The sequence below is a fragment of the Neobacillus drentensis genome (assembly GCF_036962765.1).
Taxonomy (GTDB): domain Bacteria; phylum Bacillota; class Bacilli; order Bacillales; family Cytobacillaceae; genus Neobacillus; species Neobacillus drentensis_C.
In genome coordinates this window covers 1-11,372 of record NZ_JBALOS010000193.1, presented here as the reverse complement: position 1 = coordinate 11,372, position 11,372 = coordinate 1, and the positions used below count along the sequence as shown (strand labels likewise).

The following is an 11,372-nucleotide window of genomic DNA, read 5'->3' as shown; positions in this document are numbered from 1 at the left end:
CATTAAAACCATTCATACAATTTCTATAAGGCCTGCCTAATTTAAAAAGGAAGTGAATCCCTTTGGATCATTCTTCTCTCATAAAGCCCGTGCTCAATGAAAACTATCCCGTCATTGACTACGGCCAAGGAGTTTATTTATTTGATATGGATGGAAAAAAGTATCTAGACGCTGCTTCGGGGGCAGTTACTGCCAATATTGGTCATGGTGTCCCTGAGATCATTGAAGCAATGAATGAACAAGCGAAAAAGGTTTCGTTTGTCTATCGCTCCCAATTTACAAGCGATGCAGCCGAGAATTTAGCGAGAAAGATAGCAGAGCTGCTACCTGGAGATTTAAATTGGTGTTTCTTCGTTAACAGCGGTTCTGAGGCAACGGAAACCGCGATGAAAATGGCGATTCAATATTGGCAGGAAAAGGGGGTGCAAACAAAGTCCAAAGTGCTTTCACGCTGGGTAAGTTACCACGGAATTACCTTAGGAGCACTTTCCATGTCAGGTCATCCTGGAAGGAGAGCAAGATTTGTCCCACTCTTAGAGGATTTTCCAGTCATGAATCCCCCCTATTGCTACCGTTGCCCATATAACCTCGAGTCATCAAGCTGTAATTACTTATGTGCCCAAGAGTTAGAAACTGCAATCAAACGAATTGGTCCCAATCAAATCGCTGCTTTTATTGCGGAACCAGTCATTGGAGCGGCAGGAGGTGCGATTGCCCCGCCACGAGATTATTACAAGGTTTTAAAGAAAATTTGTGAGGTTCATGACATCCTTTTTATCGCAGATGAAGTTATGACTGGCTGTGGCCGGACTGGCACAATGCTGGCTTGTGAACAATGGGGGGTTACCCCTGATATTGTCGCATTAGGAAAAGGGATGGGTGCAGGATATGCACCGATTGCAGCGGCTATCGCCAGTGACAAAGTCATCGAACCGATATTGGCAGGAACAAAATCTGTCATGAGCGGTCATACCTTGAGTGCCAATCCACAAGCATGTGCGGCTGCTTTAGCGGTCCTGCAATATTTAGAAGAAAACAATATCATCCAAGAGGTTGAAAATAAAGGAATCTATTTACGAGCCCAACTTGAAAAATTAAAAGCGTACTTCTCATTTATTGGTGATGTCCGCGGTAAAGGGTTATTGCTTGGAATAGAGTTTGTCCAGGATGTTTCCACCAAATCACCATTCCAGCGAAACGCGCATGTCACACAAAAAATGGTAGACATCGCTAAGGAAAAAGGGCTGCTCGTCTATCCTGCAGGTGCAGGCCTTGATGGGATACATGGTGACTCGATTATTATTTCGCCGCCATTAACTATTACGAAAAAAGAAATGAATGAACTGGTCCAGTTACTGAAAGAAACATTTCAAGAGTTCTCGGGACTAACACAATGAATAATGGGAAGGGGGGTTAGGTAGGTGGAAAATGCTTTTAGAAAAGTGACCTCATTAGAGGCTGTAATGAAGTATTTTCATGATGGAATGACATTGATGTTTGGCGGTTTTGGCGGGGTCGGCTCACCTCCTGACTTAATTGACGGCATTTTGGAAAAAGGAGTTCGTGACATTACTTTAATTGGAAACGATACTGGTTTCCCGCATATTGGGATCGGGAAATTAGTAAGTCAACAAAGAGCATCGAAAGTCATTGCCTCTCACATCGGTTCCAATCCAATTGCAGGACAGTTGATGCACGAGGGGAATCTAGAGGTAGAGTTTTCACCGCAGGGAATATTAGCGGAAAGAATCCGTGCCGGCGGTGTCGGCCTTCCAGCAATATTGTCTGATATCGGAATGGACAATGAATTGGTTGTAAAAGACAAACCGTATATTTCGCTGGCGGATAAGAGGTATTTACTTGAAACCGCCCTAACGGCTGAGGTTTCGATTGTTTATGCTAAAAAGGCAGATGAGTATGGGAATTTAATTTATGACAAGAGTGCCCGCAATACGAATCCGCTCGTTGCTATGGCAGGGGATATTACGATTGCGGAAGTTGAAGAAATTGTCCCGCTCGGCAGTCTTGACCCCGATGCCATCATTACTCCTGGAGTGTTTGTGGATTATGTTATTTTATCGAAAGGGGTCAATTGGAAATGGGCATGGGAGTAGACATTAGAAATCGAATGGCCAAACGTGCCGCAGAGGAAATTCATTCGGGAATGGTTGTCAACCTTGGAATTGGAATCCCATCGCTTGTTCCGAACCATCTATCAAGTGAGACAAGAGTGATGTTTCATGCGGAAAACGGGATTACCGGCATGGGATCAAGCCCGAGTAAGGGTGAAGAAGATGAAAATTTATGTAATGCAGGGGGATTTCCAGTCACGCTGAATAAGGGCGGGTCCTATTGTGATAGTGCGATTTCATTTGGGATGATTCGACGTGGAAAAGTGAATGTTACGATTTTAGGTTCGCTGCAGGTAAGTAAAATGGGAGATCTGGCTAACTGGATCGTCCCGGGGAAAAAGGTTCCAGGAATGGGCGGAGCAATGGAACTTGCGCAAAAAGCTAAAAAGGTCATTGTGGTCATGAATCATTGCGATAAACAAGGGAATCCCAAAATTGTAAATTTCTGCACATTACCGTTAACTTCATCGGCCTGCGTCGACTTAATTATCACTGAATTGGCTGTCTTCATGGTAACGGAAGAAGGGCTTTTATTAACAGAGTTGTTTGCACCCTATAGTTTAGAAAAAGTTGTAAATAAAACAGGCTGCGATTTCAAAATACGAGAAACTGTTCGTATGATTCCATACTAGCAGACTCATTCTGAAGGGAGTGAATCGTTTGGCCAATTATGAAATGCGTATAAAACAGTGGATAAAAGAGAATCGAGCCCGTGGAGCAAGACTGTTACAAATCCTGGTTCGGGAAAATAGTACCCGGGGAAATGAAAGTAGTACACAAGCGATTGTCATTGAGAAATGCAGACAGTTAGGCTTAACCCTTGATATATGGGAAATCGGCGGTGAGGGCTTAAAAACCCACCCCGCTTATTGTTGTGATCGTCAGAGTTTCGAAGGAAATCCTAATTTGGTAGCTGTGTTAAAAGGGACTGGTGGAGGCAAATCGATGATATTAAATGGTCATATCGATGTGGTCCCAGTAGGGGATGAATTGAGTTGGACACATGACCCATATAGCGGAACCATTGAATGTGGCAAACTTTATGGGCGTGGTGCTACGGATATGAAGGGTGGGAACGCGGCAATGTTAATGGCGATAGAGTCATTAATTGCTAGCGGTATAAAACTAAAAGGGGATGTCATTTTTCAAAGTGTGATCGAAGAAGAAAGCGGCGGAGCTGGCACACTTGCGGCAGTACTTAGAGGTTATCATGCAGATGGGGCAATTATTCCAGAACCGACAAATTTGAAAATATTCCCGAAACAACAGGGATCAATGTGGTTCAGAATTACCGTTAAAGGCAAGGCAGCACACGGTGGGACACGGTACAAAGGAGTCAGCGCTATCGAAAAAGCACTCTTGGTTATTCAAAGATTACAACAATTAGAGAAAGATAGAAATGCCAAAATAAATGATCCTCTCTTTGAAAAAATCCCCATCCCCATCCCAATTAATATCGGCAAACTTTCAAGTGGCGAATGGCCTTCTTCGGTGCCTGACACCGCAGTTATCGAAGGAAGAATGGGTGTTTCTCCGGAAGAAACGATTCAATCAGCACAGATTGAAATGGAAAAGTGTTTGAGTGATTTAAGTGAACAAGACGAGTGGCTCCCTGAAAATCCATTAAAGTTAGAATGGTTTGGCGGAAGGTGGCTGCCAGGAAGTCTTGAAAATGACCATCCTTTGATTACAGAACTGACGAATAGTTTTATCGAAGTCAAGGGTGATTGCCCCATCATCGAGGCAAGCCCATGGGGGACAGATGGCGGTATCCTTTCCACGATTGGAAATACACCCGTCGTTGTCTTCGGACCTGGAATAACAGAAACCGCTCATGATGCCAATGAGCATATTGTCCTCGAGGATATGTTTACCGCCAGTGAGATTATTGCGCTGACTCTATTAAAATGGTGTGAAGTGGCTGAATGAGCTACAGAAATTCCCCTATTTTATTATCCAAAAATTGCTATAATTGAGGTAAAAGGATTGGGATTGGAGGACTTATTGTGAAGCAACCATTGTGGATTGGCGGTGAATACCGTGCCCCATCTACTTATTTTGAATTGAAAAATCCATATAATTTAGAAGTACTTGCCGAGATTGCTAATGCCGAACAAGACGATGTCCATGATGCCGTAACGGCAGCTCATCAAGCTTCGCCTAAAATGGCATCAATGCCTGCATACCAAAGAGCTGAAATTTTAGAAAAAGTAGCAGGATATCTGGCGGAAGAGAAAGAAGAATGTGCTAGGTTGATTTCAAAAGAGGCTGCTAAACCACTAAAGGCTGCCCGGGCTGAGGTAGAGCGGACTATTATGACTTACAAGTTTGCATCACATGAAGCCAGAAGAATTCATGGCGAAACGGTTCCCATGGATGCAGCGCCAGGCGGTGAAGACCGTCTTGCCTTTACCGTTAGAGAACCGCTGGGAGTGATTGCGGCGATTACGCCCTTTAATTTCCCGATGAATCTTGTCGCCCATAAGGTGGGACCGGCGCTTGCCGCGGGTAATACGCTGGTGTTAAAACCTGCTAGTCAAACGCCATTATCCGCTTACAAAATTGCTGAGTTTTTTCACAGGGCCGGCTTGCCGGCTGGTGCACTCAATGTGATCACAGGAAGCGGCAGCCGTATTGGCGACCTGTTAATGGAGGATGAAAGAATTAAAATGATTACCTTTACAGGTAGTCCTGGGGTGGGCAAATATATTCGCGAAAATTCTGGTCTAAAAAGAGTAACGCTTGAATTAGGTTCGAACTCTGCGGTCATCGTCGACGAGGGGATAAACTTGGATAAAGTCATTCCTAGAATCGTCATCGGGGCATTTTCCTACCAAGGGCAAGTTTGCATCAGTATTCAGCGTGTATTTGTCCATGAGACGATCGCTGATACTTTTATCGAACAATTTATCAACGAAGTGAAAAAGCTAAAGGCAGGCAATCCTTTAGATGAAACAACTGACATCTCTGCCATGATCACAAGGGGAGATGTCGGGCGAACGAAGGAATGGGTAGACGAAGCGGTCGCAGGGGGAGCAAACCTGAGATTGGGCGGACACTCGTCCAATGGTATTTTTCAACCCACTGTTCTCGTGGATGTCCCTCTAACAGAGAAGGTTTCATGTGAGGAAATTTTTGCGCCAGTGGTTCATATTAACCGCTACAAAACGATGGAAGAAGCGATCGAACTTGTAAATGATTCAAAATATGGTCTTCAAGCAGGAATTTTTACAAATGATATTCACCATGGACTGCAGGCGGCCAAAAGACTCGAAGTGGGCGGTGTCATGATTAATGAAATCCCCACCTTCCGTGTCGATCAAATGCCCTATGGCGGTGTAAAACTTAGCGGGATGGGCCGTGAAGGAGTTAAATATGCGGTGGAGGAAATGACAGAGCTTAAGTTAATTAGTTTTAAGATGGACTTATGAAGAATGTCTGGCTTATCTTAGGCCAGACATTCATCAGATTGCTAGAGAAATCATCATAATGGGGTGAATTCGATGAATCAAACCGCTTCCACTATTATTCTAGAGGAGGACAGCTTTTTCCTCGAAATTTATCTAGATCCATTCAATAAACGGATTCGTGTGGATGATTATCGTGGCAATACAACATCGGTAATCGAGAAAGTTGAAGAACTCGTCATCGTCCACAAGGCTGAAAAATTAATAGTTAAAGTCCGCAGTGAAGATTATTTCAACTTCTTGGAAAAAGGTCTCCAGCCAGAAGCCTTAGTTGACCGTTATTTCCTTGGCTCAGATGCCCATTTTTTTTCAAAGTTTTACACACCAGAGCGCAAAAAAAATGACCATTGGATCACGGAGGACGGGATGATCCACACGATTTATCAATTAGACACGACCCTGCAAAAAGCAATTCCGCCAAAAGAATATGGATTACGGAAGGTTGATGAGAGTTGTGCCGTAGAACTTGCAGCATTGTACCGGCAGGTGTTTCAAATTTATCCTACTCCATTGCATGATCCTGATTATATAAAAAAAACGATCAAGGATGGGACCATTTATTACGCTTACTTTTACGCAGGAAAAATCGTTAGTGTTGCTTCCGCCGAAGTCAATTTTTTCTATAAAAATGCAGAATTGACGGATTGTGCAACTTTAACAGAACATCGGAAGTACGGGCTCATGAAAATGATTCTCCAAGAACTGGAAGGGGAATTAAAAAGAAATGGAATTTTTTGTGCCTATTCCATTGCCAGGTCTTTATCTTTTGGGATGAATGCAGTTCTTTTTCAGTTAGGATATTCGTACCGGGGAAGGTTTATGAATAATTGCTATATCTATGACAAGCTTGAAAATATGAATATGTGGGTAAAAAATCTGGCAAACTGCTAAAATTTCGGCTTATTGTGCCAATTTCTTGGCACTATGATGAATAGCAGAAGGGTGGTGATAGGATGGTTTTGTTAACCGCTTTAACGCAAGAAGTTCTAACCGCCATTCTAAAGGGCATTGATGAAGGGATTCATGTGGTAAATACAGAAGGAGTAACGATTTTTTATAATGAAGTTGCGGCTATTCACGATGGCATGGATATTAAAGAAGTGCAGGGAAAGCATTTACTTGAAGCATTTCCTTCCCTTACCGAAGAGTCAAGTACTCTGCTAAAAGTAATCAAATCTGGAAAGCCAATTTACAACCAAACACAGATTTATATGAATTTACATGGGACAAGAATTGATACTATGAACACGACCCTGCCGATCTTTCTCGAGGATAAAATCATTGGCGCAGTTGAAATTGCCAAAGATTATTCACGAATGAAACTGCTTGCGGAACGACTATTAGATTTACAAAAAGGGTTAAATAAAGGCAGTAAGAAAAAGGCAGTGAAGCAAGTTACCTATACATTTAATGAACTATTGACCGTGAATCCAGCATTTCAAAATTTGAAAGACGAAGCTAAGAAACTTGCAAAATCAGATGCTCCCATTCTCGTTTACGGAGAGTCAGGTACGGGGAAAGAATTATTTGTTCAAGGTGTGCATCATGAATCCCATCGCTCAGATGAGGCTTTTATTGCTCAAAACTGTGCGGCCATTCCTGAAACACTGTTAGAAAGTATCCTTTTTGGCACGGCAAAAGGAAGTTATACAGGTGCTGTTGACCGGAAAGGGTTATTTGAACTGGCAGATGGCGGTACGCTTTTTCTTGATGAATTACATACGATGCCGATTGAACTCCAAGCCAAACTATTAAGAGTTTTAGAGGATGGGATGATACGAAGGGTCGGAAGTTCACAAAGCATTTCTGTCAATGTACGGGTGATTGCCGCCATGAATGTATCCCCAAGCAAAGCCCTTCAAGAGCAAACCCTCCGTGCAGACCTTTACTACCGCTTAAATGTATTTACCTTCTCACTTATACCGTTAAGAAATCGAACAGAAGATATTCTTTTTTTAACTGAACATTTTATCGAGGAATTTAACCAAAAACTTCAAAAAAACATTAACGGATTGGAGAAAAAGCTTGAGCTCTTTTTTATGAATTATCAATGGCCAGGGAATGTGCGGGAATTAAAACATTCGATTGAATATATGATGAATGTTTGTGAAGCAAAGCAGTTAAGATATGAAGATTTACCTAGTTTGTTAAAACATCTTCCATGCACAGGTACAAGCAATAAGGGTGAAGTAGAAAATCTCTCTTTAAGGAAAAATATCGGAAGATTAGAGAAGGAACTTATTAGGAATGCCCTTGAATTATCTGAAGGGAACATTAACCAAGCCGCAAAGCTATTAGAGATTCCTAGACAAACCTTACAATACAAACTAAAAAAATCGTAGACTAAACTGCCGAGTTTTCGGCATTTTTTTTGTTCAAAAAACAAATAGAGTAAGTTCCATGCCTTTTATGACATTGGCACAAATCTTGCATGTTATTTTAGTGAAGCGAGATGGGAGGAACATACAATGAAACAATTTTTATATAAACCAAATAGGCATTGGAAAGATATAGAATTGTGGAAAGATGTAACAGAAGAGCAGTGGAACGATTGGCTTTGGCAGCTCACCAACACCATTCGAACGTTAGACGATTTAAAAAAGGTCATTCATTTAACACCGGATGAAGAAGAAGGTGTAAGAATTTCAACAAAAACAATTCCCTTAAATATCACACCCTATTATGCCTCCTTAATGAATCCTGATGACCAGCGCTGTCCAATCAGAATGCAATCAGTGCCGATATCAAAGGAAATCTATAAAACGAAATATGACTTGGAAGATCCATTATATGAAGATGAGGATTCACCAGTACCAGGGTTAACACATCGCTATCCGGACCGGGTTCTCTTTTTAGTAACCAATCAATGTTCGATGTATTGCCGCTACTGTACAAGGAGACGTTTCTCTGGTCAAATTGGCATGGGTGTTCCTAAGAAGCAGCTGGATGCGGCCATTTCCTATATCGGAAATAACCCGCAAGTGCGTGATGTCTTAATTTCAGGGGGGGATGGCCTGCTGATTAATGATAATATCTTGGAATACATCCTTAAAAACCTGCGAGAAATTGACCATGTTGAAATTATCCGAATCGGAACACGTGCCCCTGTTGTGTTTCCGCAACGAATTACCGAAAACCTCTGTAATATCTTGAAAAAATACCATCCAATCTGGCTTAATACCCATTTTAATACATCCATCGAAATTACGGAGGATTCAAAAAAGGCGTGTGAAATGCTTGCTAATGCCGGTGTCCCGGTTGGTAATCAGTCTGTTATCTTAGCAGGCATCAACGACAGTGTGCCAATCATGAAAAAACTCATGCATGACCTGGTCAAAATTCGCGTCCGTCCTTATTACATTTATCAATGTGATTTGTCAGAAGGCATTGGTCATTTCCGTGCTCCTGTGTCAAAAGGACTTGAAATAATTGAGGGTCTTCGTGGACATACTTCGGGATATGCTGTACCTACCTTTGTTGTTGACGCGCCTGGAGGAGGAGGTAAAATTGCCCTTCAGCCGAATTATCTGATTTCCCAAAGTCCGGAGAAAGTGGTCCTCCGGAACTTTGAAGGGGTGATTACCTCCTACCCAGAACCGGAGAACTATGTCCCTGGTAGGGCAGAAAAGTATTTCCAAGAGGTCTACCCTGATATGGATGAGAAGCGTTCACTTACAGGCATCGCAGGGATTATGAATGACCAGCACTTTAATCTCGTTCCAGAAGGGTTATCAAGGCTAAATCGTCGTAAAGATTACAACCAAGACCCTGCCCATACCACGTTAAAGGATAAGCGCGGCAAGCGGGATGAACTAAAAGATAAGAAATTTAAAGCATTGACACATAAAGAAGTGGAAGTCAAGAAACCTTCAAATAAAGACACATCTGCCAAAACGGTGAAGGACTAGGAGGGGTGTAATTGAAACCTGAATGTGAGTGGTGTAATCGTACAAATGTGGTGAGAATTACCGATTCTGTGTTTTGGGAATTGCCAGATGGGACACGAGCGATTGAAATAACAGAAACTCCTACCTATTCCTGCCCTGATTGTAAGATGATTTATCAAAGTGAACCAATCGTAAAAGAGATAGAAAATCAGTTGTATTTAATTGATTGTAAACAACTAGGAAAAGCAGTCAGTTACGAAGAATTAATGGTCATTCCAAGATTACTAAAGAAAAATTATTTTGATTTCTCATCGTAAAAAAAAAGCAGCTTAAATTTAAGCTGCTTTTGCCCTTCTTTCGAAACGCTGGACGCCTACTATCTAATCCGTTATAGTATTTCTAAAGAATATTTACGAGTGAATCTGGATGAGAAAGGCGTTCTTATATGATTAAATCATTTTACCATTTTTTGATGAAATATAGACATCCTGCTCCTAAGGATGCTATTAGTGACTTTGCAAACAATGCCTATTTAGATCATAGTTTTCCTAAAGTGTCGGAGGACTACGATGAAATCAGCTCTTATCTAGAACTGAACGGACATTATTTAGAATCCATGTCCATCTTTGATGAAGCATGGCAAATATATCAGTTAACCGAACGTAAATAATAGGAATATGGAATCGTCTCATTAATGAGGCGATTTTTTCATTTTACAAATCCCATGCGCTTTTATTCAATCGGTGCATATACTATTGTAATCAAAATTCACGACTTATTAATTGAGAGGATGGGAGGAAATGGCAAATAGAAAAAAACCGAAGTATAAGATCGGTGATACGGTCGTGATTACCATTTATGGAACAGTTGGCAAGGTAACAGATGTAAAGTGGTTAGACGGGAAGTATGTATATGAAGTAAATAAAAGTGACGGATTATTCATTGAATCTGCCCTACAATTACTCTCAGAATTTGATGGCGTTGTGATGGAGAAAGAACAAATTGACATCGAATATAATTTTTTCTTCGGTGATCTAGTTCAAGTAAGCGGTTATGGCGCAGACTTGTTTAAAGTCGTAGGCTTCCGGACAGAAATTTGGCGTTATAAGGAAGATGCCTGGGAAGATGTCATTTATGAGCTATCAAGGGTTAGTGATGGTGAATGGCTTGAAGCAGGCGAAGAAGAATTGACACTTGTAGCCGATGCTGAAAATGCTGATACATTCATTCAAAAACTAGGTCTCCTATACTTAGTAAATAAGCAAGAAAAGGTAGTCGATAATCCAAAAGTTCAGAACATGATCAGAAAAGCAGAATTTGAAGAAATCGAACGAAAAAAAGAAAAAAAGGAATTAATTGATCATTTATTGGACATTTTTAATGATTACCGAATTTTATATGAAATGTTTCAGGATCAGGAATATTATCAAGTTATGCGTGTGATTCTCCGGAAATTAGAAAGTCTTGTCAGTAACGATGGCAAAAGCCATGTCTAATTACCACTTTGAAATTTCAAATAATAAATAAACAACAAACGGGATACCTGCCCATTTAATAAGAAAAAACATTCCATCTAAGAACTTCGCAAATAATTGGAGGGTGAAACCATCCTCACGATTAACATCATCTATCCATGCCTCTAATTTTACTTGTAAATTTGACATCGAATCACCCCTTGGAAAGTCTTATGTTTTCATCCTATGCTTGTCCAATCTCAAAAAGACTTCCTTTCTTTATTTAAAATATCCAAGTTCAAATCAGCTATTTGTTTACATTCAATCGATATTGTGATTACTTCTCAAAGTTAATAGCATGAAAAAGCCATGTACATCATACATTCTCTAAAAAGGGGGCGATGCTATGAGAGAAATTGAAGTATTTATTGA

The 11,372-nt window shown here is 41.0% G+C and carries 12 protein-coding genes; 11 read left to right on the top strand and 1 reads right to left on the bottom strand.

Annotated elements, in window-relative coordinates; translation table 11 throughout:
• The first annotated feature begins 62 nt into the window (after positions 1–62).
• The 11 genes from V7137_RS21925 (at position 63) to V7137_RS21875 (ending at position 10,982) form a co-directional block, all read left to right on the top strand.
• Positions 63–1,397 carry an aspartate aminotransferase family protein gene (locus tag V7137_RS21925; protein ID WP_335700030.1) on the top strand — a complete coding sequence of 445 codons (1,335 nt, stop codon included), beginning with the start codon at positions 63–65 and terminating at the stop codon, positions 1,395–1,397.
• Positions 1,398–1,421: 24 nt separating this feature from the next.
• Positions 1,422–2,114, top strand: a complete 693-nt coding sequence (locus V7137_RS21920) for a CoA transferase subunit A (RefSeq protein ID WP_335700029.1) — start codon at positions 1,422–1,424, stop codon at positions 2,112–2,114.
• Positions 2,099–2,764 carry a 3-oxoacid CoA-transferase subunit B gene (locus V7137_RS21915; RefSeq protein WP_218350083.1) on the top strand — a complete coding sequence of 222 codons (666 nt, stop codon included), beginning with the start codon at positions 2,099–2,101 and terminating at the stop codon, positions 2,762–2,764. The genes V7137_RS21920 and V7137_RS21915 overlap by 16 nt, the downstream gene beginning before the upstream one ends.
• Positions 2,765–2,807: 43 nt before the next feature.
• Complete coding sequence (locus V7137_RS21910; protein ID WP_335700035.1) at positions 2,808–4,061, top strand: peptidase; 1,254 nt, start codon at positions 2,808–2,810, stop codon at positions 4,059–4,061.
• Positions 4,062–4,138: 77 nt separating this feature from the next.
• Complete coding sequence (locus V7137_RS21905) at positions 4,139–5,563, top strand: aldehyde dehydrogenase family protein (RefSeq protein ID WP_335700028.1); 1,425 nt, start codon at positions 4,139–4,141, stop codon at positions 5,561–5,563.
• Between the two features lie 72 nt (positions 5,564–5,635).
• Positions 5,636–6,490, top strand: coding sequence for a putative beta-lysine N-acetyltransferase (gene ablB, locus V7137_RS21900; RefSeq protein WP_335700027.1), 855 nt, complete (start codon positions 5,636–5,638; stop codon positions 6,488–6,490).
• Positions 6,491–6,558: 68 nt separating this feature from the next.
• Positions 6,559–7,941, top strand: a complete 1,383-nt coding sequence (locus tag V7137_RS21895) for a sigma-54 interaction domain-containing protein (protein WP_335700034.1) — start codon at positions 6,559–6,561, stop codon at positions 7,939–7,941.
• A gap of 126 nt (positions 7,942–8,067) precedes the next feature.
• Positions 8,068–9,507 (top strand): lysine 2,3-aminomutase, encoded by a 1,440-nt coding sequence (ablA, locus tag V7137_RS21890; protein WP_335700026.1) that lies wholly within the window; start codon positions 8,068–8,070, stop codon positions 9,505–9,507.
• Between the two features lie 11 nt (positions 9,508–9,518).
• A complete protein-coding gene (locus V7137_RS21885) occupies positions 9,519–9,803 on the top strand; it encodes a YokU family protein (RefSeq protein ID WP_335700025.1) in 285 nt (94 codons plus the stop codon).
• A 131-nt stretch (positions 9,804–9,934) separates the two neighbouring features.
• A complete protein-coding gene (locus tag V7137_RS21880; protein ID WP_335700033.1) occupies positions 9,935–10,156 on the top strand; it encodes a YozE family protein in 222 nt (73 codons plus the stop codon).
• Between the two features lie 130 nt (positions 10,157–10,286).
• Positions 10,287–10,982, top strand: coding sequence for a hypothetical protein (locus V7137_RS21875; protein WP_218350088.1), 696 nt, complete (start codon positions 10,287–10,289; stop codon positions 10,980–10,982).
• Here V7137_RS21875 and V7137_RS21870 read toward each other — a convergent pair whose 3' ends face one another.
• Positions 10,983–11,150: a hypothetical protein gene (locus tag V7137_RS21870; protein ID WP_218350089.1), complete on the bottom strand. Its 168-nt coding sequence runs from the start codon at positions 11,148–11,150 to the stop codon at positions 10,983–10,985.
• Positions 11,151–11,372: the final 222 nt, after the last annotated feature.

Coding starts and splice junctions, on each gene's coding strand:
- V7137_RS21915 (WP_218350083.1), top strand. CDS start 2,099: ATGGGCATGGGAGTAGACATTAGAAATCGAATGGCCAAACGTGCCGCA.
- V7137_RS21910 (WP_335700035.1), top strand. CDS start 2,808: ATGCGTATAAAACAGTGGATAAAAGAGAATCGAGCCCGTGGAGCAAGA.
- ablB (WP_335700027.1), top strand. CDS start 5,636: ATGAATCAAACCGCTTCCACTATTATTCTAGAGGAGGACAGCTTTTTC.
- ablA (WP_335700026.1), top strand. CDS start 8,068: ATGAAACAATTTTTATATAAACCAAATAGGCATTGGAAAGATATAGAA.
- V7137_RS21875 (WP_218350088.1), top strand. CDS start 10,287: ATGGCAAATAGAAAAAAACCGAAGTATAAGATCGGTGATACGGTCGTG.
- V7137_RS21870 (WP_218350089.1), bottom strand. CDS start 11,150: ATGTCAAATTTACAAGTAAAATTAGAGGCATGGATAGATGATGTTAAT.